At 69.9% G+C, this 23,385-nt stretch carries 20 protein-coding genes; 8 read left to right on the top strand and 12 right to left on the bottom strand.

Going from position 1 to position 23,385, the window contains the following annotated elements:
- Positions 1-2: 2 nt before the first annotated feature.
- The 3 genes from AC1PK7_RS07025 (at position 3) to AC1PK7_RS07015 (ending at position 3,356) form a co-directional block, all read left to right on the top strand.
- Positions 3-1,796, top strand: coding sequence for a DUF4153 domain-containing protein (locus tag AC1PK7_RS07025; RefSeq protein ID WP_481100309.1), 1,794 nt, complete (start codon positions 3-5; stop codon positions 1,794-1,796).
- Between the two features lie 14 nt (positions 1,797-1,810).
- Positions 1,811-2,350: a DNA-3-methyladenine glycosylase I gene (locus AC1PK7_RS07020; RefSeq protein WP_481100308.1), complete on the top strand. Its 540-nt coding sequence runs from the start codon at positions 1,811-1,813 to the stop codon at positions 2,348-2,350.
- Between the two features lie 85 nt (positions 2,351-2,435).
- A complete protein-coding gene (locus AC1PK7_RS07015) occupies positions 2,436-3,356 on the top strand; it encodes a DUF72 domain-containing protein (RefSeq protein ID WP_481100307.1) in 921 nt (306 codons plus the stop codon).
- Between the two features lie 271 nt (positions 3,357-3,627).
- Here the strand turns inward: AC1PK7_RS07015 and AC1PK7_RS07010 are convergent, their stop codons facing one another.
- The 9 genes from AC1PK7_RS07010 to AC1PK7_RS06970 form a co-directional block, all read right to left on the bottom strand.
- Positions 3,628-4,770: an FAD-dependent monooxygenase gene (locus AC1PK7_RS07010; protein ID WP_481100306.1), complete on the bottom strand. Its 1,143-nt coding sequence runs from the start codon at positions 4,768-4,770 to the stop codon at positions 3,628-3,630.
- The gene (locus AC1PK7_RS07005; RefSeq protein WP_481100305.1) at positions 4,757-6,862 is read right to left on the bottom strand and encodes a LodA/GoxA family CTQ-dependent oxidase; all 2,106 of its coding nucleotides are present in this window, start codon (positions 6,860-6,862) and stop codon (positions 4,757-4,759) included. The genes AC1PK7_RS07010 and AC1PK7_RS07005 overlap by 14 nt, the downstream gene beginning before the upstream one ends.
- Positions 6,863-6,899: 37 nt before the next feature.
- Positions 6,900-8,291 carry a hypothetical protein gene (locus tag AC1PK7_RS07000; RefSeq protein WP_481100304.1) on the bottom strand — a complete coding sequence of 464 codons (1,392 nt, stop codon included), beginning with the start codon at positions 8,289-8,291 and terminating at the stop codon, positions 6,900-6,902.
- A gap of 511 nt (positions 8,292-8,802) precedes the next feature.
- Positions 8,803-9,477: a YitT family protein gene (locus tag AC1PK7_RS06995; RefSeq protein ID WP_244667209.1), complete on the bottom strand. Its 675-nt coding sequence runs from the start codon at positions 9,475-9,477 to the stop codon at positions 8,803-8,805.
- Between the two features lie 176 nt (positions 9,478-9,653).
- A complete protein-coding gene (locus tag AC1PK7_RS06990; RefSeq protein WP_481100303.1) occupies positions 9,654-10,253 on the bottom strand; it encodes an MFS transporter permease in 600 nt (199 codons plus the stop codon).
- Positions 10,254-10,455: 202 nt separating this feature from the next.
- Entirely contained in the window at positions 10,456-11,955 is a 1,500-nt protein-coding gene (locus AC1PK7_RS06985; RefSeq protein WP_481100302.1) for a GGDEF domain-containing protein, read from the bottom strand.
- Positions 11,952-13,232 carry a WD40 repeat domain-containing protein gene (locus AC1PK7_RS06980; RefSeq protein WP_481100301.1) on the bottom strand — a complete coding sequence of 427 codons (1,281 nt, stop codon included), beginning with the start codon at positions 13,230-13,232 and terminating at the stop codon, positions 11,952-11,954. The genes AC1PK7_RS06985 and AC1PK7_RS06980 overlap by 4 nt, the downstream gene beginning before the upstream one ends.
- A gap of 151 nt (positions 13,233-13,383) precedes the next feature.
- Positions 13,384-14,514, bottom strand: a complete 1,131-nt coding sequence (locus tag AC1PK7_RS06975) for a PilT/PilU family type 4a pilus ATPase (RefSeq protein WP_209029708.1) — start codon at positions 14,512-14,514, stop codon at positions 13,384-13,386.
- Between the two features lie 117 nt (positions 14,515-14,631).
- Positions 14,632-15,669, bottom strand: a complete 1,038-nt coding sequence (locus tag AC1PK7_RS06970; RefSeq protein WP_010344138.1) for a type IV pilus twitching motility protein PilT — start codon at positions 15,667-15,669, stop codon at positions 14,632-14,634.
- Between the two features lie 122 nt (positions 15,670-15,791).
- Here AC1PK7_RS06970 and AC1PK7_RS06965 point away from each other — a divergent pair, with 122 nt between their 5' ends.
- The 4 genes from AC1PK7_RS06965 to AC1PK7_RS06950 all read left to right on the top strand — a co-directional run bounded on the left by AC1PK7_RS06965 (position 15,792) and on the right by AC1PK7_RS06950 (position 19,235).
- Complete coding sequence (locus AC1PK7_RS06965; RefSeq protein WP_481100856.1) at positions 15,792-16,448, top strand: YggS family pyridoxal phosphate-dependent enzyme; 657 nt, start codon at positions 15,792-15,794, stop codon at positions 16,446-16,448.
- A gap of 317 nt (positions 16,449-16,765) precedes the next feature.
- A complete protein-coding gene (locus AC1PK7_RS06960; RefSeq protein WP_010344140.1) occupies positions 16,766-17,794 on the top strand; it encodes a hypothetical protein in 1,029 nt (342 codons plus the stop codon).
- A gap of 128 nt (positions 17,795-17,922) precedes the next feature.
- Positions 17,923-18,768 carry a pyrroline-5-carboxylate reductase gene (gene proC / locus AC1PK7_RS06955; protein WP_481100300.1) on the top strand — a complete coding sequence of 282 codons (846 nt, stop codon included), beginning with the start codon at positions 17,923-17,925 and terminating at the stop codon, positions 18,766-18,768.
- Between the two features lie 14 nt (positions 18,769-18,782).
- Positions 18,783-19,235, top strand: coding sequence for a DUF4426 domain-containing protein (locus AC1PK7_RS06950; RefSeq protein WP_420009367.1), 453 nt, complete (start codon positions 18,783-18,785; stop codon positions 19,233-19,235).
- A gap of 569 nt (positions 19,236-19,804) precedes the next feature.
- Here the strand turns inward: AC1PK7_RS06950 and soxR are convergent.
- Complete coding sequence (gene soxR, locus AC1PK7_RS06945) at positions 19,805-20,242, bottom strand: redox-sensitive transcriptional activator SoxR (RefSeq protein ID WP_010344143.1); 438 nt, start codon at positions 20,240-20,242, stop codon at positions 19,805-19,807.
- Between the two features lie 101 nt (positions 20,243-20,343).
- Between soxR and AC1PK7_RS06940 the strand changes: the two genes are divergently transcribed.
- A complete protein-coding gene (locus AC1PK7_RS06940; RefSeq protein WP_481100299.1) occupies positions 20,344-21,729 on the top strand; it encodes an MFS transporter in 1,386 nt (461 codons plus the stop codon).
- 147 nt (positions 21,730-21,876) lie between these two features.
- On the opposite strand, the gene AC1PK7_RS06935 is transcribed toward AC1PK7_RS06940, so the two are convergent.
- The gene (locus AC1PK7_RS06935; RefSeq protein ID WP_481100855.1) at positions 21,877-22,677 is read right to left on the bottom strand and encodes a cobalamin-binding protein; all 801 of its coding nucleotides are present in this window, start codon (positions 22,675-22,677) and stop codon (positions 21,877-21,879) included.
- Between the two features lie 70 nt (positions 22,678-22,747).
- The gene (gene pdxH, locus AC1PK7_RS06930; protein WP_017910874.1) at positions 22,748-23,347 is read right to left on the bottom strand and encodes a pyridoxamine 5'-phosphate oxidase; all 600 of its coding nucleotides are present in this window, start codon (positions 23,345-23,347) and stop codon (positions 22,748-22,750) included.
- Positions 23,348-23,385: the final 38 nt, after the last annotated feature.

The following is a 23,385-nucleotide window of genomic DNA, read 5'->3' as shown; positions in this document are numbered from 1 at the left end:
GCATGGACACGCCCCCCGACCTGCCACGCCAGACCCGCGCCTTCATCGTGCTGGTGGCCCTGCTGCAGGGCGCGCTGCTGTACCTGGCGCAGCGCGGCGCCGAGAGCGGCCTGTGGCCGTTCGGCTCCCTGGGCGGTCAGGTGTGCTGGTACACCCTGGTGCTGACCGTGCCGACCATGACCCTGCTGTCGGTGCGGCACCTGGGCGCGCTGCGCCTGTGGCAGCACACCATCGCAGTGGCGGTGCTGGTGGCGGCCCTGTCGGCCTGGGCCGTCTGGAACGCCACCGGCGCGCCCGGCCTGCGCGCCGGCGAGGTGCTGGGCCCGTTCGGCGCGACCCTGGCGCTGGCGATGTTCGTGCTGCTGCCGTGGCTGCAGTGCCGGCTGCAGCACGGCCGCTGGCAGGCGCCGTACCGCGACCTGTTCGAGCACGCCTGGCAGAACGCGCTGACCCTGGCGCTGGCGCTGCTGTTCGTGGGGATCTGCTGGCTGGTGCTGTGGCTGTGGGGCGCGCTGTTCGCGCTGGTCAAGCTGACCCTGTTCCGCGACCTGTTCCGGCAGACCGCCTTCGTCTACCTGGCCACCGGCACCATGTTCGGCCTGGGCATCCTGATCGGCCGCACCCAGCAGCGCGCGGTGCAGGTGATGCGGCAGATCCTGTTCGCGATCTGCACCGGGCTGCTGCCGCTGCTGGCGTTCGTGGCGGTGCTGTTCGCACTGAGCCTGCCGTTCACCGGCCTGCAGCCGCTGTGGGAAACCCGTGCGGCGGCCAGCATCCTGGCTGCAGTGGTGGTCACGCTGGTGGTGTTCGTCAATGCGGTGTATCAGGACGGTACCGCCGACGCGCCCTACCCGGCCTGGCTGCAACGGGTGATCGACGCCGGGCTGCTGAGCCTGCCGCTGTACGCAGGGCTGGCGCTGTACGCGCTGTGGCTGCGCATCGCGCAGTACGGCTGGAGTACCGAGCGCTTTGCCGGCGTGCTGGTCGCGGTGGTCGCCTGCGGCTACGCATGCGGCTATGCCTGGGCGGTGCTGCGCCCGGGCGCGCGCTGGCTGCAGCCGCTGGCGCCGGTGAACCGGGTATTGTCGTGGGTGGTGATCGGCCTGGCGCTGGCGACCAGTTCGCCGCTGTTGGACCCCTACCGCCTGGTCGTCGGCGACCAACTGCAGCGCCTGGCCGATGGCCGCACCAGCGCCGCGCAACTGGACCTGGCCTACCTGCGCTTCGACAGCGGCCGCCGTGGCTACCGCGCGGTGCAGGCGCTGCGCGAGGTGCCCGCGTTCGCCGACGATCCGGTGCAGCGCGAGCGCCTGCAGCGGATGCTGCAGCGCCAGAAGCGCTGGGGCGACGAGGACGACGAAACGCCGCGCAGCGACGATCCGCTGCAGGTGCGCCAGCGCATCGTGCTGGCCGCCGGCAGCGCCGATCCCGACGCCGCGTGGTGGCAGGCGCTGCTGGCCGGGCGCATCGAGGACGCCAACTGTCGGCGCGAGCACGCGCACTGCGTAGCGCTGCGCCGCGACCTGGACGGCGATGGCCACGACGAGGTGCTGCTGTGCAATGCCAGCGTCGGCTATGGCGTCGAATGCCGCATCCACACCGACCCGGGGAGCGGCTGGCGAGACGTGGCGCGGACGCATTTCTTTCCGCGTCGTGGCGACAACGCCGAGGCGCTGTACCAGGCGCTGCGCGACGGCAAGCTGCAAGTGCTGCCGCGGCGCTGGCCCGACCTGCAATTGCCCGGCACCCAGCGGACCGAGCTGTACCCCGCCGACCCCAACGACCAGATCGACTGACGGACACCCGCCGCATGAGCAGCTATTGCGATATCGCCCCTGGCCATCCGGTGCATGGCCACTACCACGACCATGAGTATGGCGTGCCGAAACGCGCCGAAGCCGACCTGTTCGAGCGGTTGGTCCTGGAGATCAACCAGGCCGGGCTGAGCTGGGAGCTGATGCTGAAGAAGCGCGCCGGTTTCCGCGCCGCCTACGCCGGCTTCGACGTGGATATGGTGGCGGCCTTCGGCGAGGCCGACGTGCTGCGCCTGCTCGGCGATGCCGGCATCATCCGCAACCGGCTCAAGGTGCAGGCGGCGATCCACAACGCGCAGGTGATCCAGGGGCTGCGGACCAGCCACGGCAGCTTCGCCGCGTGGCTGGACGCGCAGCATCCGCGCAGCAAGGCCGAGTGGATCAAGCTGTTCAAGCGCACTTTCCGCTTCACCGGCGGCGAGATCACCGGTGAGTTCCTGATGAGCCTGGGCTACCTGCCCGGCGCGCACCGCGAAGACTGCCCGGCGTTCGCGCGCATCGCGCAGCTGGATCCGCCGTGGATGCGCGCCGGCTGAGGACGCCGGCACGCAAGCGCCGGCACGACGCCGCCTTGGCGCGGCCTGCACGAGCGCTGCACGACAGCGACGGCATGGTCGGCGCATGGCTTTGCGCATCGGCATTTCCGGCTGGCGCTACCCGCGCTGGCGCGGCGTCTTCTACCCGTCCGAGCTGACCCAGCGGCGGGAGCTGGAATATGCCGCGCGATGCTTCCGCTCGGTGGAACTCAACGGCTCGTTCTATTCGCTGCAGACCCCGAAGAGCTACGCCGCCTGGCACGACGCCACGCCGCGCGGCTTCGTGTTCGCGGTCAAGGGGCCGCGCTTCGTCACCCACCTGAAGCGGCTGCGCGACTGCGAGCAGCCGCTGGCCAATTTCTTCGCCTCCGGCCTGCTCGCATTGGGCCCGAAGCTGGGTCCGCTGCTGTGGCAACTGCCGCCGTCGCTGGCCTTCGATCACGACCTGCTGGATGCCTTCCTGACGCTGCTGCCGCGCACCAGCGAGGCCGCCCTGGCGCTGGCGCGCAAACGCGACACTGCGCGCATGCGCGAACGCAGCGTGCTGCGGATCGACCGCAACCGGCGCATGCGCCATGCGCTGGAAGTGCGCCACCCCAGCTTCGCCACGCCGGAGGCGGTGGCCTTGCTTCGGAAACATCGGGTGGCGCTGGTGCAGGCCGACACCGCCGGCAAGTGGCCGTATCTGGAAGACGTGACCGCCGATTTCCTGTACCTGCGCCTGCACGGCGATGCGCAACTCTATGCCAGCGGCTACGACGACAAGGCGCTCGACGTCTGGGCCAGGCGCATCGACGCCTGGCACCGCGGCGGCGAGCCGGCCGACGCAAAGCGGGTCGGCCCACGCGCCCCGACGCGGGCGCGCCGCGACGTGTACTGCTATTTCGACAACGACATGAAGGTACACGCCCCCTTCGATGCGCGACGCCTGGCACAACGGCTGGGCGTGCCGACGCCGTGCCCGGCGCGCGGCGACAGCGACAGCGACAGCGACAGCGAAGATTGAGCGGCCCGCTGTGCCGGAACTGCACGTCACACCACGGCGCTGCCCCACCGCTATCCCGCAGGAGCGGCTCTTGTCCCCTGTTTGGGATCAGCCGCGACGCGGCGTTGCCGTTAAAACCCGTCGCGGCTGAAGCCGCTCCTGGACATTGCCTTTCGTCGTGATGAAAGGATCGAGGACGTCACGCCTGCGCGTGCCTGCCTCTCCCATCGTGCTCAAAGACGCGCTGCCGACGCACTGGGCGGGCCAGGCGCCGCGCTCCAGTGCCGCCGCATCACCCCGCCAGCCGCGCCTGCCAGAACGGCGCCTGCACCCAGCGCCGCTCGCGCGCGTACAAGGCCCCGCGCTCGCGCAGGTAGGCGCGGAAACGCGCGAACACGCCGTCCTGGTACGCCGCCAGCGGTGCCGGGCCAGCACCTTGCAGATGCGCCGCCAGCGCATGCGCGGCCGCCTCGCCGTCCTGCAAGGCCTTGACGATGCCGTGGGCGGTCAGTGGATCGTAGGCGCTGGCCGCGTCGCCCACCGCCAACCAGTCGGCGCCCACCACGCGGCTGAGAATCGCCGACGGCCCCAGCGCCGCGATCAGGCCATCGGCCTCGGGCGCGCGCGCCGCGCCCTGCGACAGCCACTGTGCGACATGCCGGGTCCGGTGCGCCGCCGCCAGCCACACGTCGCGGTCCAGGAAATGCCGTTGCCGGCGCGGCTCCAGCGCCAGGGCCAGCATCAGGCGCTGGTCCGGCAACTTCGCCGCATACCACCAGCCGTCGGCGCAGGCCTCCAGCAAGGCCTGCGACGGAATCGCCTCGGCCCGCTCCAGCGCGAACACGCCGGCGACGAAGGCCAGGCAGTCCACCTCGTTGCGGGCAACGCCCAGCCGCCGCACGGCTGCGGCGGCGATGCCGCTGGCATCCACCAGGAACCCGGCGCGCAGCCGGCGCACGTCGCCCGGCGCGCCGTGCAGCTCCAGCACATGATCGCCATCGGCGGCGCGGCCGACCGCGCCCAGGCGCAGGCCGCGCAACAGCGTGCCGCCCTGCGCGGGCACCGCCACGGCCAGCATCGCGTCGAAGGCGGCGCGGTCCACGTGCCAGCCCTTGCCCTGGCCGGCGACGATGAAATCGTTGTAGCCCAGCTCCGGCCGGCCCCAACTGGCGCAACTGCCGGCCGAGGTCAGCGGCCGCTGCGCCAGGAACGCCTCCCACACGCCCAGCCGCTGCAGCGCCGCGCTGGCGGTCGGCGCCAGCGCCTCGCCCAGCCGCCAGCCCGCGGCGCGGCCCATGTCGACCACGACCACGTCCTCGACCCCGCGCGCGGCCAGCGCCAGCGCGGTGGCGCAGCCGGCGGCGCCGCCGCCGACGATGGCGACGGCGCAGCGGTCGTCCGAGGTCAGCGCAGCCGCCGGCTCAGGCAAGGCCATCGCTGTCGGCGCGCGCCTTGGCCGATCCCGACGAATAGGCCGGAATGTTCGCCATCGGCCAGGGGGCGACGAACTCCTGTCCCACCTCGAACTCGCTGGCCACTTCCAGGAACAGGTCGGGCGGGTATGGCGGCAGCCCCGTCGCCTGCGGGATCTGCGCGCCGCTGATGATGAAGCCGACCTTGGCCCAGTTGGCCACGAAGTCCTCGTACTCCTGGAAGCGGCCGGCCTGCGCCGGGTAGTCGGTATCGGTGCCGTTGCCGCGCACCGAATACACCTGCTGCCTCACGTACCACGTCTGCTCCTGCTCGTCGAACTGGCACAACTCCAGCGGGTAGACCGCGAATGGCCGCTCCGCCGGCCACGACCAGAACAGGGTGTTGTTCGGATTGACCGTCTGCTGCCCCGGATTGGGATCGGGCAGATGGGTAGCGCAGGAGTTGTAGTCGGTGTGCCAGGGCACCGACATGAACTTGGACAGATCGCCCGGCTCCACCGGATGCGTTTGCAGCGGCACATAGCCGAAGCTCAGGAACGCGCTGTCCTTGCTCGCCTTGCTGTAGTCCAGCGGCGCCTGGTTGATGCGGAACGGACCACAGTCCTTGGCCTGCCAGTCCTGCACGTAGAGATTGACGTCGCGGATCGGGAACGACACCTCGATGCCCGGGCTGTAGCGGCCGCCCAGGCAGTTCTGCAGGGTGACCCGGTCCAGCGCTTCGCCCGGCCCCAGCGTCGGCGCGCCCACCTGCACGTAGTTGTTGCCGTGCCACTGGCTCAGCAGGAAGTATTGGGTGGAACTGACGCTGAGGAAGCTCTTCTGCGCATCGCCCAGCGACAGCGGCATCATCGGCGAGCCGGTCTCGGTGTCCGCGGCGGAAGCCGGATCGCGGATCAGCGTCTTCAGGTTGGGAATCTTGGCGCTCGGATCGTCGGTCGGCAGGATCTGCCCGATCGTGTCGTGGCCCTTGACCGCCCCCGACGGCAGGTTGGTGTTCCAGCGCTGCAGCATCGCCGCGTGGAAGATCGGCTGGATGTCGTCGCTGAAGGACGGCCGATAGGTCGGCAGGAACCCGCCGTTGGCGTACAACGACGGCACCAGGCCCAGTGTACGTACCCACACGTCGTAGACGTCGTCCCAGGTGGACACCACGTTGCGGGTCTGCGGCGCATAGCCCGGATCGCCGGTGACGTACCACGCGCCCTGCACGCTGGCGGTGCTGCCGTCGGTGAAGAGCAACACGGCATTGACCGGGCCATCGGCGGCATCGTCGTACCACAGGCCGTTCTCGGTCGGGTCGCCCAACTCCGGATACTTGCCATCGGCCCCGATCACCGCCGAGGTCCGGGCGAAGCCGCCGGCGACGATCAGCGCGCCGTTGGCCTCCACGCGCATGTCGCCCAACGAATCGAGCTTGCCGAGCGGTTCGTGCAGCGTATGGAACATCGAGGGGAAGCTGACCGGATAGGCCGGCTGCTGCTGGATCGTGCCGCCGGCATCTGCGTAGCTGGCGGTGGTGGTCATGTCGAAGGCGACCACGCTGCTGCCCGCGGCGGCGGCGCTGAGCGCGCGCGGGCCTGCATCGATCACCAACTGCCGCAACCGTGTCGGATCGTTGGGATCGGCCGGATTGGCCGCATCGGGATAGTTCGGGTTGCGCAGTTCCAGCAAGCCGGGCTCCTCGTAGGCACCGATGCCACGGAACTGGCCGCCCTGGCTCACCGTCGAATAGTTGTTGAGCTTCTTGTTGGCCAGATGCACGGTCCAGACGATGTCCTTGACCGTCTTGCCGTCGATCGTGCTGCCCACGTCTACGCGCACGCCGCCACCGTTGGGATAGGTGCCGGAACTGCCGCTGGGGTAGGCGTAGATGTGGAAGCGCGCGGCCTGGCGCTTGACGTTGCCGTCGGCGTCGCGGAACTGCGCGGCGGTGATCGGCGTGGATTCGGTATCCGGCTGCACCGGCAGTCCGCCGAACAGGCCGTCGGCATCGCGGGTACCGGCCGCGGTGACCGGCGCGAGATAGAACTCCTGGCTGTCGCCGACGCGGCCGATGCCGATCGCCGGATGCACGCGAAACACGTTGCTGGTCATGGTGACTTGCTCCTGATCCGGGTGAGAGGGACGCGCCTCAGCGCGGCGTGGCCGGCCGCGCCGCTGGCGGTGCCTTCTGCGGCAACTGCGCCTGGAAGTAGTCGTTGATCACCACGTGGCTGATGTTGACGTTCAGCCCCGGCAACGACTGCGCGCGCGGATCGGGCGAGATCACCTGGGTGGTGTTGTGGCAGGCGAAGCAGTTGTTCTGCGTGCTCTGCACCTGGGTGAAGGTCTCGATGGTGGAATTGGACAACTTGATCGAGCCGGTGAGCAGCGGCGGCGCACCTGCGGGTGTCGGCGTGGGAATGCATTCCAGGGCCGAACCCGGTTGGAACGTGCAGTTGGGCGCCAACGCATCCTCGGCGACGAACCAGATCGCGCCGACCTCGAAGTAGTTCTTCCACACGTCGTTCAACTGGCCCTGCACCGACGCGTTGATCGACTGGATGTTGGCGATGTTGCAGTCCTGACCACTCGGGCACGGCTTCTGCCCACCAAACGGCACCATGCGGCACACCTGCGTGACCGGGCTCAGGGTCTGCGTCTGCGCGTTCAAGGTCAGCGCACCAGCACCGGCCGCGTTGACGTTGCATTGCTTCATCGGCGTGCCTGCCTGGTAGAACGTCCAGTCCTTTGCGGAAACGACGTCGTTGGGCAGCATCTCCTCCGCCGGCTTCGGCAGGTCCGGCGCGTTGTCCTGGTGCTCGAACGTGGCCCAGATCATCTCCGGATGGCCGTTGACCGTGCCGCCGATGTGGAAGCCGACCAGCGCCACGGTCTGGGTTTCGGTATCGCTGGTGGCGACGAGCTTGCCCTTGCGCATGCCCAGCTTGGCGATCGTGGCCTGCCGGGTATAGAACGTGGACACGTCCTCGCCCGGCTGCACCACCTTCCATGCCGCCTTCAGGGTCATGCTGCCGACCGGAAAGGGCGTCTTCGGATCGAAGGCACGCAACGCCTTGGGATCCTGCAGGTGATTGCTGGCCATGAACTGGCCGAACACGTCGTTGGAATGGATCGAGTAATAGACCGCGCGCCCATGCCGGTCCACCAGCACGCCATCCGGGCCTGCCTGATCGATCAGCTCCACCGTGCGCGCCTGCTGCGAGCGGCCGATCAACGGATCGAGCACGCCGTCGGCGACGCCGCCGATGCCGTCGCTGGGCATGGTCAGGAAACGCAGCTGCCCGCCCACGTCCTGGGTCAGCCACAGGAAGGCGTTCCACGACCACTGATGGAAGGCGCAGTTGCTGCTGGACTGGAAGCCCGCCGAATCCGGTGCCGGCGTCTGCGCATGTGGGAACCATGAGGGCGCTGGCGCCGCCGGTGGCGCGCACGCCGCTGCGCTCGGCGCCGGCCCTGGCGCGGGCCCCGGCGTGGGCGTACCGACACCGCTGCCGGGCTTCGGCCCGGACCCTGGATTCACGGCAGAACATGCCGCGACCACCACACAGACCAATGCCGCGAATCCCATCGCACGTTTCATCGCACTGTCCTCGTTCCGTGGAAAAGCTGTAGGCGCCGGCATCCGCCGCAGTGCACCGGACAGGCGGCACCGCGCCGCCGCGCAGGCGCGGCGTCGAACATCGTGGTCATGTCGTGCAGGTGGATCGCGCTCCCCGCGATCGCATGCGCCGTCTGTGCGCACTCACCCTTTCTTCGACAGCAGCATGCGCTGCGTCACACTTGGACAGCAAGACAATTCCGTAGACACCGCGGAGATTCCGTAGACAGTTGCCGTACGGCGCGGCGGCTGTCGCGCGCAGCACGGCGCGACAGTGCGTCGTTGGCCTGCAGGCAGTGCACGCATGTCATGCGGAACCAGATGCGGTGCGTGCAGATCGCGCGATGTCGCGACGCTTGCCCGCATCCGAAAGCAAGACGCGCATGCGACGATGCGCACGTCGCCGATCGCGCGACGGCGACCGGCGTTGGACTCACACGCCCATGTAGCGCCCGGCGCGATGGTTGAACATCAGCACCAGGCTCAGCACCACTGCGCCGATCGCCGAGTACAGCACCTGCTGCGGCGCCAGCAGCCAGAACGCCACCGCCATCAGCGCCGCGTCGAAGCTCATCTGCACCTTGCCCGCGCTCCAGCCGCGGCTGCGCTGCAGGTAGACCGCGAGGATACCGACGCCGCCCAGGCTGGCGCGGTGGCGGATGAAGAACAGGATGCCGAGCCCGACCAGCGCGCCGCCGACCAGCGCAGAGAACAACGGCGTCATCCTCGCCCACTGCGCCCAGCGCGGCAGCAGATCGGTCAGCAGGCCGCAGGCGGCGACCGCGACGAACGTCTTGAGGGTGAATTCCCAGCCCATGCGCCGCACCGCCAGCCAATAGAACGGCAGGTTGACCAGCACGAACATCAGGCCGAAGTTCCAGCCCAGCGCGTAGTGCAGCAGGAACGCCACGCCGGCCATGCCGCCGATCATCAGGCCGCCATGGGCGAACACCGCCAGCCCCAGCGAGGCCACCAGGGTCGCCAGCAGCATGCCCTGCACGTCCTCGGCCACGCTGTGGCGCAGCGCGCGCGCATCCTGCACGGTGCCGGCCGAATCCGGCGGCGGCGTCAGCGGTCCGGCGGTGACGACGGTGCCGTCGTCGGGCAATGGGTCCAGGTCCGGACGCAGATCGGAATCGGGAAGGCTCACGGGAGGGGCACAGCGTGGGGGGCGGTATTAGACACCAGCCAGGCAGTGGTTGCACATGAAACTTTGGTGGCGACCTGCATGCGTGCAGAGGAATGGACGAACGCGCAGCCAGCCCTCGCCGGCCCACTGCCGTCCTAGCGAGCCGGCAAGTCGACCTCAATGTGATGCGGCGACCCCACGATCGCCATCACCATTCCCACCACCACCAGCAGCGCCACCGGCCCGGCGATGGCCAGCCACGTCCACGTCCAGGCAGTGAAGCGTTCGGCGGCGCTGCGCGGCAGGCCGCGCGCCTGCTTGAACCGCGCCAGGCGCTGGTTGACCAGCAGGAGCGGCGTCCACGTCAGCAGCGTCAACAGCGACAGCGCCGACGGCCACGCGCCCAGCAGGCTCAGGCAGACATAGGCCAACGCTGGCCCGAGCCAGCCGACCAGCACGCCGCGCTGCGCGCCGATGGTGCGTTCAAGCGCGCGAAAGCAGGCGAACACCCAGATCAACGAGAACACCGAACGCCACACCGGCGAGATGCGCCGGCGCCCGGACAGCAGGCGCAAGGCGCGCCAGTTGCGGTAGAACCAGTACAGCGCATACCAGCCGAAGCTGGTCGCGCACAGCAACGCCAGCTTGGCCGTCGAGGGCGCGAACAACATGGACAGCGGGTCGGCGGTTGCCGCAGCGCTCTCGGTGTCGGGCAGCGTGGCGACGGGAGCGGCGTAGGGGTTGTCTGTTTGCATGGTGGCATTCTGGCTTACCGCACCCTCATCCGCCCCTTCGGGGCACCTTCTCCCGGTGGGAGAAGGAAGAGCAAAGCCCCTCTCCCGTCGGGAGAGGGGGTGGGGTGAGGGCACGGCGCGAATGCGTCCCGCAGAACCAAGACCACGAGACCTCACCCCACCCCTCATCCGCCCCTGCCGGAGCACCTTCTAAGCGGAACCCTCATCGCACCGCCACGGCGCGGCGCTGCCGCTTGTCCGCGTACATCTCCGCATCCGCGCGTGCGAGCAGTTCCTCCAGCGCTTCCGCATCCAGATCCCGCAGGCTGCACAGCGCCAGGCCGAAGCTGGCCGACAGGGCGGTCGCGAAGCCATCGTCGTCGCCGGGTTTGGCCAGCGCCGCGCGCAGCGCGTCGATCAGCGCGTACGCCCGCTCCGGCGTGGTCAGCGGCAGGTACAGCGCGAATTCGTCGCCCCCGCGACGCCCCAGCAGCTGGCCCGGCCGCAGGCAGCGCCGGCAGCGCTTGACGAAGGCGCGCAGGGCGGCATCGCCGGCGGCATGTCCGAACTGGTCGTTGATCGCCTTGAGGTTGTCCATGTCGGCGACGATCACCGCCAGCGGACGCGGGTCCTGCGCGGCCACTTGCAGATCGTTGAGTACCTGCTCCAGGAATCCGGTCCGCGACAGCGCCCCGGTCACCGGATCGCGTACCAGCGCATGGCGCAGCCGCGTGTTGTCGGCGTAGAGCCCCGGGACCGCGAGTCCGAAGTAGCTGTTCGCCGCCAGGCTGATCATGGCGAACTGCAGCGCCAGCGCCTGCGCCTCGAGCCGCAGCAAGGGCGTGGCCAGGGCGATCAGCAGGCTGAAGGCGGCGATCGCCACCAGCGCCTGCAGCATCCCGTGGGTATGCACGATCCACAACTGGATCACCACCACCACGAACAGCGCGAACACCACCGCCGGCTGCCGCGGCAACGCAGCCGCCAGCCCCATCACCGCCAGGGTGACGCCGAGCAGCAGCGCCAGCTTGACCAGATAGCCCGAGACGCTGCCGGTGGGCGCGATCATCCCCGAGAAGCGCGGGATGCCCGGCTGCGGCACGATCCGCAGCGCCTCGGCCAGGCGCAGCACCGCGACGATCGCCAGCGGGCCGAGCGCCAGCAGGCCGGCGTAGTCGCCGATCGCCCACGGGATCGACTGGGCAAGCAGGGTCGGCAGATCGATGGCGCCAGTGACGGCCAGCCCGGCCCCGCCCAGACAGGCGGACAGCAGCGCCGCCACGCCGCCGCCCAGGATGAAGGAGGTGACCACGCGCGGCAGGCTGGTCGAGGACGCGCCACGGCCGACCCGGCGCAGCAGCCAGGCCAGCCCACCCCAGATGCAGAACTGTTGCGCGGTGAACAGCAGCGCATAGGCCAGCACCGCACGGTCGGGGACGGCCGCGTGGTCGCTCGCGCGATAGAAACTGAGCAGCGTGGCCAGCACGCAGGCCATGGCGATCGCCGGCGCGCCGCGCCAGCCCAACACCATGAACGTGGCCAGCGTCACCGCGACCGGCGGGAACCACAGGCTGGTGTGCGGCTGATAACCCAACACCCGCGCCAACTCGAAGACCGCCAGCCACGCCACCACCAGTACCGCCGACAGCAGCACCAGCGCGCCAGGGCGGCGCGGCGCCGCGGCGCGCGTGCGAAACGGCGCCTCGGCGTCCCTGCCTGTCATCCATCCGACTCCGCGCGGCCACGGCCGATGGCCGAACCGGGGCCGACGAAGGCGGTGACCGTGCTGTCGTCGCTGCCGCCCACCACCACCGTGGCACCGCTGTTCAGACGGATCGGCCAGCTCATGTTGTCCGTGCCATAGGACCATTGCTGGGTGCCGTCGCCCGCGTTCCAGAGGGTGAACGCGCCGGGCGTCCCGTCGGGATGGCCATCGGCCAGCCCCAGCCATTGTCCGTCCGGGTCGAACGCCAGGTCGTTGGGCGAGTGCGCGCTGTGCGCGGTCCACTGCAGCGTCGCGGCGGTGCCCGCATCGGCGTACACGGCAACGACGCCACCGCCGGTGAGATTGCCGGCGATCGCGACCTTGTCGCCGGCGCGATCGCAGGCCACCCCGTAGATGGTCGTGGCGCCTTCGGGCACCGTCTGGGTCCAGGCGGGCCCAGGGGTTCTCTGGAACGCCGCCACGTCGAACGCGTACAGCGTGCCGTCGCTGGCACCGGCATAGGCCCGGCGCCCATCGCCCGACAGCGCCGCGGCATGCACGCGGGCCTGCTTGGGCAATTGCCATCGCGTCAGCGTCCCCGGTTGTCCCGCGGCGATCGGGAACAGGATGATCTCGCCCTGCGCGCTGGCCACCAGCCCGACCGTGCCATCGGCGGCGATGCCGGTGGCGATGACGCTGTCGGCGCTGTCGCCGGTGCCCCCGGCGGTCAGCGCGATGCACGCGGGCGTGGCGGAGAACGCCGCATCGCCCTCGCGATAGAACAGATAGCCCTGCTCGGCGCCGGCCAGCAAGGTCCGTCCGCCCGCGTCCAGCGCCACCATGTTGCCGCGGACGGGGAGCGCAAAGGACAGCAGCTCGTCGCCGCCTGGAACCGCCCAGGCACCGACGAAGCCCGCATACGGCGACTGGCTCTTCCAGCCGCAGCTGGCCATGGTGCCACCGTCCGCCGCCACGTCGACCCAGTACACGCCCTGCCAGCCGTCGAACTCCTTCGTCAGCAGACGGTTGCCGGCGCGATCCCAGGCATAGGTGCCGAAGCATCCCTGCTGGTTGCCGCCGACGTCGCTGCGGGTGGCCGCAGGCGCGATGCGCTCGAAGATCTTGCGTTGCTCGACCGGCACCGCCTCCAGCCCGGGAATCTGCGACAAGCCGCCGTACTGGTGGAAAAAGGTGCCGGCGACGATGACATTGCCATCGTCGGACACCGCCACCGAGTTGATGTAGTAGCCGGCATGCGGCTGGGTCGACCAGAGCAGTTCAGGCACGTCGTTCATCGCGGCTCTCTCCCTTCGGCTGAAGCGTCCGCCATCGACGGCAGGCAGACGCTGGACTGAAACACGACACCCGTGACCGACGCCGAGCGTGCCGCCGCGAGGTGGGGCCCTCAACCGCCCCGGGCGCCGACGCGCGCGCCTGCCGGACGGCTCAGCGCACCTCGGCGATCTCGACCCCGTCCAGGCCCTGCGCCAGGGTGCGCGCGTCGCCGCCCTGGGCCAGCTTGATGCGCAGGCGCACCTCGTTCTGCGAATCGGCGTGGCGCAGCGCATCCTCGTAGCTGATCTCGCCGGCCTGGTACAGCTCGAACAGGCTCTGGTCGAAGGTCTTCATGCCCAGGTTGGTGGACTCCTTCATCACGTCCTTGAGCTTGTGGATCTCGCCCTCGCGGATGTAGTCCTGCACCAGCGGCGTGCCGAGCATGATCTCCATGGCCACGCGGCGGCCCTTGCCGTCCGGGGTCGGGATCAACTGCTGCGCGACCACGCCGCGCAGGTTCAGCGACAGATCCATCAGCAACTGGCTGCGGCGGTCTTCGGGGAAGAAGTTGATCACGCGGTCCATCGCCTGGTTGGCGTTGTTGGCGTGCAGGGTGCACAGCACCAGGTGGCCGGTCTCGGCGAAGGAGATGGCGTGGTCCATGCCCTCGCGGGTGCGCACCTCGCCGATCATGATCACGTCCGGCGCCTGGCGCAGGGTGTTCTTCAGCGCGTTCTCCCAGCTGTCGGTGTCGATGCCGACCTCGCGCTGGGTGATGATGCAGCCCTCGTGCTTGTGCACGAACTCGATCGGGTCCTCGATGGTGATGATGTGCCCGGTGGAGTTCTGGTTGCGGTAGCCGATCATCGCCGCCAGCGAGGTCGACTTGCCGGTGCCGGTGGCGCCGACGAAGATGATGATGCCGCGCTTGGTCATCGCCAGGGTCTTGATCACCGGCGGCAGGTTCAGCTCGTCCACGCTGGGAATGCGCGTCTCGATCCGGCGCAGCACCATGCCGACCTGGTTGCGCTGGTAGAAGCAACTGACGCGGAAGCGCCCGACCCCGGCCACGCCGATGGCGAAGTTGCACTCGTGGGTCTTCTCGAACTCCTCGCGCTGCGACGGCGTCATCACGTTCAGCACCAGGTCGCGGCTCTGCTGCGGCGTCAGCGGCGTCTGCGTGATCGGGGTGATCTTGCCATGCACCTTGATCGCCGGCGGCATGCCCGAGGTGATGAACAGGTCCGACGCCTTCTGGTGCGCCATCAGTTTCAGGAAGGAGGTGAAGTCGATGGTGCTCATGGCGTGCTCCTTCGGAGCCAGGATTGGGGAGTCGGGATTGGGGATTGGTCACAGCGGGATCCTGGGATCGGAGAGACCCGCCTTTGCGAATCCCCACTCCCGAATCCCCAATCCCCGCTACTCGAACAACCGCTTGTCCTTGGCGTACTCGCGGGCCTGGTTGCGGGTGATCAGGCTGCGCTTGACCAGGTCCTGCAGGTGCTGGTCCAGGGTCTGCATGCCGTTCTGCTGGCCGGTCTGGATCGCCGAGTACATCTGCGCCACCTTGTCCTCGCGGATCAGGTTGCGGATGGCGGGGGTGCCGACCATGATCTCCCAGGCCGCGGTGCGGCCGCCGCCGACCTTCTTCAGCAGCGCCTGCGAGATCACCGCGCGCAGCGATTCGGACAGCATCGAGCGCACCATCGGCTTCTCGCCGGCAGGGAACACGTCGATGATGCGGTCGATGGTCTTGGCCGCCGAGCTGGTGTGCAGGGTGCCGAACACCAGGTGGCCGGTCTCCGCCGCGGTCAGCGCCAGCCGGATGGTTTCCAGGTCGCGCAACTCGCCGACCAGGATGATGTCCGGGTCTTCGCGCAGCGCCGAGCGCAGCGCCTCGTTGAAGCCGTGGGTGTCGCGGTGCACCTCGCGCTGGTTGATCAGGCACTTCTGCGAGGTGTGCACGAATTCGATCGGATCCTCGACGGTGAGGATATGGCCGTATTCGTTCTTGTTGATGTAGTCGATCATGCCGGCGAGCGTGGTCGACTTGCCCGAGCCGGTCGGCCCGGTGACCAGGATCAGGCCCTGCGGCTGGTCGATCAGCTGGCGGAAGATCGGCGGGCAGCCGAGGTCTTCCAGGGTCAGCACTTCCGAGGGAATGGTGCGGAACACCGCGCCGGCGCCGCGGTTCTGGTTGAACGCGTTGACGCGGAAGCGCGCCAGGCTGGGAATCTCGAAGGAGAAGTCGACCTCGAGAAATTCCTCGTAGTCGCGGCGTTGCTTGTCCGACATGATGTCGTAGACAAGCGCGTGCACCTGCTTGTGGTCCAGCGCCGGAATGTTGATGCGGCGGACGTCGCCATCGACCCGGATCATCGGCGGCAGGCCCGCGGACAGGTGCAGGTCGGACGCCTTGTTCTTGACCGAGAACGCCAATAGTTCAGCGATATCCATACGCTGCTTTTCCCCTTGGGCTGCGACTGGAAGGATGATTCCCCGGCCGGCAGTATAGCGCCCTTCCCTTTGCCGGAACGCCGCCTGTGCCCCTCTCGCCGCTGCAACAGATCCGCCTGGACATGGACCGCGCCGCCGACGCCGCAGGGCGCCCGCACGCGCACTTGCTGGCGGTGTCCAAGACCCAGCCGGCCGAGGCCGTGGCGGCGCTGGCCGCACAGGGACAGCGCGCCTTCGGCGAGAACTACGTGCAGGAAGCGGCGGCCAAGATCGCCGCGCTGGCCGAGGCCGGACTGGAGTGGCATCTGATCGGCCACCTGCAGTCGAACAAGGCCGAACAGGCGGCGACGCTGTTCGACTGGGTGCAGACGGTGGACCGGCCCAAGCTGGTCGCCGCCCTGGCCAAGGGCCGTGCGGCTGCGCCGGCGCGCGCGCCGCTGAACGTGTTGATCCAGGTCAACATCGACGACGAGGCCAGCAAGCATGGCTGCCAGCCCGACGCCGTGGACACCCTGGCCGCGGCCATCGCCGCACAGCCGGCGCTGGCCCTGCGCGGGCTGATGGCCATTCCCGCGCCGTGGCCGGAGGCCGAGCGCCGCATCGATGCATTCGCGCGCATGCATGCCTTGTTCGTGCGGCTGCGCGCCGCGCATCCGCAGGTCGACACCTTGTCGATGGGCATGAGCGGCGACTTCGCCGACGCCATCGCCGCCGGCGCCACCATGGTGCGGGTCGGCACGGCCCTGTTCGGCGCGCGCCGCCCGCGCGTTTCCGGCTGAACCGGCTGCTGCCGCGCCGCATTACCGCATCGCACGTGACATCGTGATGATTTGTCTACGACACCTTCAAAAACGATTCACCAACATCGGAATTCTGTCGTAGCCGATCTGTTTGAAAACCATAGAGTTTCAGGATGAATGAAAGGTTCGCGCCGACAGCGCTTCCTGAACGATGCGACACGGTTGCGAACCGTTAATTCAGTCACGTTTCAGACGCAGGCGCTTCGCTTCACATGGCGGCCGACCGCGGGTCCTCCGCAGTCCATCGCCGAATGCGCTCGGCTCGAACGAGGTCACAGATGCAAGCATCCACCCGATTGCTGTTCGCTTCCTGCTTCATCGGTCTGCTGCACGTCCCCGCGGCCATGGCCGCGCCGACGGCGACGCCGGCCTGGACCAACGAAGAAGCGATGATGTCGCCGGCGGAAGTCCAGGCGCGCACCGCCTGGCGCGAAACCATGGCGCATCAACCGACGCCGGCGGAAGGCTGCTTCCATGCCAGCTACCCCGACACGCAGTGGCAAACGGACGTCTGCAAGACCCTCACGCGCCACCTGCATCCGGTCCCGCACAAGATCCGCTTCGGCGCCACCGAAACCACCGGCAACGGCTACGACTACGCGCTGCGCTCCAGCACCCTGATCAGCAAGGCCGTGGGCAGCTTCCCGCAGGTCACCGGCGTGACGTCGGAGAAAGGCGTCGGCGTGGCGGCCTTCGGCGGCGGCGGCATCCTCGGCCCGAACGAGTATTCGCTGCAGATCAACTCCAACTACGACGCCACCACCAGCGTCTGCGGCGGCCGCTCCGGCTGCACCGTGTGGCAGCAGTTCGTCTACGCCACCGACTACGAGACCCAGGGCCAGGCCGCGGTGTTCATGCAGTACTGGCTGATCGGCTACGGCAGCAGCTGCCCGAGCGGCTGGATGAGCGGCGGCGGCTCGGACTGCTACCGCAACAGCAACGCGGTCAGCGCGCCGGACGTGCCGGCCACGCAGCTGGCCAACCTCAAGCTGACCGGTTCGGCCACCGCCAACGGCAACGACACCATCACCTTCACCAACAACGGCACCGCCTACAGCGTCAGCGCCAAGGACAGCGTGGTCAAGCTGGCCACGGTGTGGAAGGACGCCGAGTTCAACGTGGTCGGCAACGCCGGCGGTTCCAGCGCCAACTTCAACTCCGGCTCGTCGATCACGGTGAAGGTGGCCGCCACCAACGGCTCCACCGCCGCCCCGACCTGCGCGGCCAACGCCGGCAGCACCGGCGAGACCAACAACCTCAACCTGGGCAGCTGCTCGACGGCCGGCGGCAGCACGCCGTCGATCACCTTCACCGAGTCCAACTGAGTCCGTCGCGCCGGTCCGCATGGCGGCCGGCGCGTTTTTCCGCAGCGTGATCCGGGCCGCGCCGCACCGCAGCAACGCGGCGCGGCGCAGCCGCTACCATGGCGCTCCCTCTTCGCGACGGTGCGCACATGGCTTCCGCTTCCCCCGATTCCCACGCGACCGATATCGCCTTCATCGGCGGCGGCAACATGGCGCGCAGCCTGATCGCCGGGCTGGTCCGGCAAGGCACCGATCCGCACCGCATCCGCGTGGCCGAGCCGGTGGCGGCGCTGCGCGAGGCGCTGGCCGCCGAGTACGGCGTCCACGCGGTCGCCTCCGCGGCCGAGGCCGCCGACGACGCGGCGCTGTGGATGTTCGCGGTCAAGCCGCAGGTGCTGCGCGGGGTCTGCAGCGAACTGGCCACGCTGGCGCAGGCGCAACGGCCGCTGCTGGTGTCCATCGCCGCCGGCATCACCACCGCGCAACTGGACCGCTGGCTCGGCGGCGGCCACGCCCTGGTCCGCGCGATGCCCAACACCCCAGCCCTGCTCGGCGCCGGCGTCACCGGCCTGTTCGCCAGCGTCGGCGTCGATGCCGGCCAGCGCGCCCACGCCGAGCGCGTGCTGGCCGCGGCCGGCGTCACCGTGTGGGTCGAGGACGAAGCGCTGATCGATGCGGTCACCGCGGTCTCCGGCAGCGGACCTGCCTATGTCTTCCTGCTCGCCGAGGCGATGGAAGCGGCCGGGATCGCGCAAGGCCTGCCCGCCGACACCGCGCGCACCCTGACCCTGCAGACCGTGCTCGGCGCGGCGCGCATGCTCACCGAGTCCGGCGAGGCACCAAGCGAACTGCGCCGCCGCGTGACCTCGCCCAACGGCACCACCCAGGCCGCGATCGAGACCTTCCAGCACGGCGGCTTCGAGGCGCTGACGGCAGCCGCGATCGCTGCGGCGGCCGCGCGCGGCCGTGCCCTGTCCGCCGCCAACGACGACTGATCCGGAGAACGCCGATGCGTGTCCTGCCCGCTGCGCTGCTGTGCCTGGCCCTGGCCGCCTGCTCGGACCAGGACACCCCACGCCCGGCGACACTGCTCGCCGCCACCCCGGCGCAGGCCGATTTCGGCGCGCTGCGCGTGCACTACAACGCCTTGCCCACATTGGCGATGAGCGAAGACGTCGCGCGCCGCTACGGCATCGCCCGCGAAGCCGACAGCGCCCTGGTGATGATCGCACTGCGCACCCTGCACGGTGGCGAGGAAGCGCCGGCGGTGGGCACGGTGGAGGCGGTGGCGACCGACCTCAGCGGCCAGCGCCAGCCGGTGGCGCTGCGCGCGGTCCGCACCGACGCCTACACCGACTACGTCGGCACCGTGCGCAGCAGCGCCCACGACCAGTTGCGCTTCGTGGTGCAGGTGCGCAGCGCCGACGGCAGCGGCACGGTGCGGTTCACCCGCAATTTCTAGCGCGTGCAGCGTTCTGCGCGCGCCGTCCCACGTGCGCCGTCCCATCTGTAGGAGCGGCTTCAGCCGCGACCGGGCATTACCGGGAAGGCCCGGTCGCGGCTGAAGCCGCTCCTAGGACACCCCGACATACGGACACCGAACAAGGTGATCATCGGATACGCATTGTGGGAGGGACTTCAGTCCCGACTGCATGCAGCGTCAGGTGCGTCATAATCTTCGCTCGTCGCCGCTGAAGGGCACGGTGAAGCGGCACGGCTCCAGTATTCTCGACAAGTTCGGTACCCGTGACCCACATTCGCGCCATGCTCAAGGCGATCACCCTCCCATCATCCGAACGCACACAAGCGGCAATGCCGCGACATCCACCGGCATCGCGTCGGGACTGAAGTCCCTCCCACAGCGTCTGGGTTCAAGTCGCGTGTCGTAGGGGCGGCTCTTGTCCCCTGTTTGGGATCAGCCGCGACGGGGCGTAACCGGTAATGCCCGTCGCGGCTGAAGCCGCTCCTACGGAGGCCAGACCAGGCCACCTAACCAACACCACACGCGGTGACTGCGTGCAGCCGTGCCGCTCACTCCTCCGCCCAGCGCTGCGGGCCGTCGCCGTGCGCGGCCAGGGTGTCGGCCGGGTTGCTCAGCCGGCAGCGGCGCAGCGACAGGCAGCCGCAGCCGATGCAGTCGGTGAGCTGGTGGCGCAGGCGGGTCAGCTGCAGGATGCGTGCGTCCAGTTCCTCGCGCCACACCGCCGACATCCGTGCCCACTCGGCGCGGGTCGGGGTGCGCGCGTCGGGCAACTGCGCGAAGGCGGCCTTGACGCTGTCCAGCGGCACGCCGACGCGTTGCGCCACGCGAATCACTGCCAGCCGACGCAGCACGTCGCGCGTGTAGCGGCGCTGGTTGCCGGCGGTGCGCATACTGCGGATCAGGCCCTTGCTCTCGTAGAAATGCAGCGCCGACACGGCCACGCCGCTGCGGGCGGCCACCTGTCCCACGCTCAGTTCCTCCTGCATCGCTTGACCTCGAGTCCGGTTGAGGTTGCATGCTGCATGGCCTGCAGGCGGCCACGCAAGTCGCCACCGGCAGCCGTCCATCCGCTTTCCCAGGTATCCCGATGCAAGACCACGCCACCACCGCCGCTGCTCCGCCCGCCCCTGTCGCTGCCGGCTCCGTGCTGGCGCCGGCCTATCGCGCCACCACCATCGGCATGGTCGCGCTGGTGTCGCTGATCGCCTTCGAGGCGCTGGCGGTGGCCGCGGCGATGCCGACCGTGGCGCGCGAACTGGATGGCCTGCGGCTGTACGCGCTGGCCTTCGGCGGCACCCTGGCCACCAGCGTGATCGGCATGACCGTGGCAGGGCGCTGGAGCGACCTGCACGGGCCGGCGGCGCCGCTGTGGGCCGGCCTGGCCTGCTTCGTGTGCGGCCTGTTGCTGGCCGGCTTCGCTCCGTCGATGGACGTCCTGCTGGCCGGCCGGCTGGTGCAGGGCCTGGGCGCCGGCGCGATCTCGGTGGTGCTGTACGTGCTGGTCGCGCGGCTGTATCCGCAGGCGATCCGCCCGCGCATGTTCGCCGCGTTCTCCGCCGGCTGGGTGGTGCCCTCGCTGATCGGCCCCAGCATCAGCGGGCTGATCGTCGAACACGTCGGCTGGCGCTGGGTGTTCCTGGCGGTGCCGCTGCTGGCGCTGCCGGCGGCGGCGCTGCTGTGGCCGGCATTGCGGCGCCTGCCGCCCGCCGCCAGCACGGACGGTGCCAGCGGCGCGGCGCGGCTGTGGTCGCTGGGCGCGGCGGCCGGCGTCTGCCTGCTGTACCTGGGCGGTCAGCAACGCGGGCTGTGGGCGGCACTGCTGTTGCCATCGGCATTGGCGCTGCTGGTGCTGTGCACCTGGCGGCTGCTGCCTGCGGGCACGCTACGCGCCGCGCGCGGCCTGCCCAGCGTGATCGCGCTGCGTGGCATCGCCGGGTCGGCATTCTTCGGCTGCGAGGCGTTCCTGCCGCTGCTGCTGTCGCGCGAACGCGGGCTGTCGCCGGTGTGGGCGGGCGTGGCGCTGAGCGCCGGCGCGTTGGGCTGGTTCGCCGGCTCCTGGTATCAGGGCCACTACGGCCGCGACGCGACCCGGCTGCGGCGGCTGCGCCTGGGCTGCACGCTGATGGCGCTGGGCATCGCGACCACCACGCTGGCACTGCTGCCGGCGGTGCCCGCCGCGCTGGCGATCGGCGGCTGGACCGCCACCGGCCTGGGTATGGGACTGATCTATCCGACCCTGGCGGTGCTGACCCTGACCCTGTCGCCGCCGGCGCGGCAGGGCCGCAACAGTTCGGCGCTGCAGTTGAGCGAGGCGATCGCGGTGGCGACCACGCTGGCGGTCGGCGGTTCGCTGTTCGCCACACTGCTGGCGTACTCGGCCGCGGCGGCCTATCTGTCGACCTTCGCCGTCGCCGCGCTCATGGCCCTGCTCGGCCTGGGCATCGCCGGCCGTACCCAGCCCACGCCTGGCTGACGGAATCGCCGCGTGCGGCGCCTGCCGCGGCGTGGCGGCGTGCGCACCAAGGAGGACCGCGGAAGCGGCGATCCGTCCATGGCCGCACGATGACGCGGCCATGGATGCGCGTTGCGCCCGTTCGGATGGTGGCCTGGCAGCCCCGCCCTAGCGCGCGCCCACGCCCCCGGCCCAGGCCTGGATGATGTCGGCGATGGCGCGCACGCCGTCGGTGAGCGCGGCCGGCCCCGGCTGCAGGATCAGCGGCGACTTGATCTCGAACAGTTGCCCGTCGCGCACCGCCGGAATCGCCGACCAGCCCGGCCGCGCGGCGACGCGCTCGGGGCGGAAGCGCTTGCCGCACCAGGAGCCGAGGATGATGTCCGGCGCGCGCCGCACCACCTCGTCGCCATTGACCAGGATCCGCGCCTTGGCCAGCGGCTGCACCGACAGTTCCGGGAACACGTCCTCGCCGCCGGCGATGCCGACCAGTTCGGCCACCCAGCGGATGCCGGTGATGATGGGCTCGTCCCATTCCTCCAGGTACACGCGCGGCCGCCGCGGCAAGGTGGCGGCCTGCGCAGCGATGGCGTCGAGGCCGCGCTGCAGCGCGTCGGCGTAGGCATCAGCGCGCGGTCCGGCGCCGACCAGCGCGCCGAGCCGGCGCACGTAGTCGAGAATGCCGTCGACGCTGCGATGGTTGGCGATCCACACCTCCACGCCGTGCCGCACCAATTCGGCGGCGATATCGGCCTGGATGTCGGAGAAGCCGATCGCCAGGTCCGGCTGCAGCTTGAGGATCTCGCCGATCTTGGCGCTGGTGAAGGCGCTGACCTTGGGCTTGTCGCGGCGCGCCTGCGGCGGGCGCACGGTGAAGCCGCTGATGCCGACGATGCGCTGCTGCTCGCCAAGCGCGTACAGCGTTTCGGTCGGCTCTTCGGTCAGGCAGACGATGCGCTGCGGGCCCATGCTCAGCGCGCCTCGTGCGGGCACGGGTCGACCGCGGCGGCAGCGCCGCGGCAGGCCGGGCCGGCCCCCCTCACGGGAACAGCATCCGCTTGCTCCAGTGGCCGGCGGCGTCGGCTTCGTAGCGCCAGCGCTCGTGCAGGCGGTACTTGGCGCCATACCAGAACTCGAAACTGCGCGGCACCACGCGGAACCCGCCCCAGCCGTCCGGGCGCGGCACCTCGCGGCCCTCGAAGGTGGCCTCGGCCTTGGCCACGCGTTCCTCGAATTCCTCGCGCGAGGCCAGCGTGCGCGACTGCGCCGAGGCCCAGGCGCCGATCTGGCTCATGCGCGGGCGCGAGGCGAAATAGGCGTCGGCCTCGGCCGCGGCGACCAGTTGCACCTCGCCATCGATGCGTACCTGCACCCCGTCCTCGCGCATGCGCCGCCACAGGAACAGCAGCGAGGCCTGCGGATTGGCCTGCAGCTCCCGGCCCTTCTGGCTGTCCAGGTGGGTGTAGAACACGAAACCGCGCGCGTCGTAGGCCTTCAGCAGCACCACCCGCGACGACGGGCGCGCCTCCAGCGTGGCCGAGGACACGACCATGGCGTTGTATTCGGCCTCGTCGCTGGTGCGCGCCTCGGCGAACAGATCGGCGAACGTGGACAGGGCTTCGGCGTAGAGATCGGGCATGGCGACAGGCACTCGGCGGACGATGCGCCATTGTCGCG

Source organism: Xanthomonas sp. NCPPB 3174, from assembly GCF_056725205.1.
Note: the sequence above shows the minus strand (reverse complement) of the source record. Positions and strands in the feature narration are given on the sequence as shown.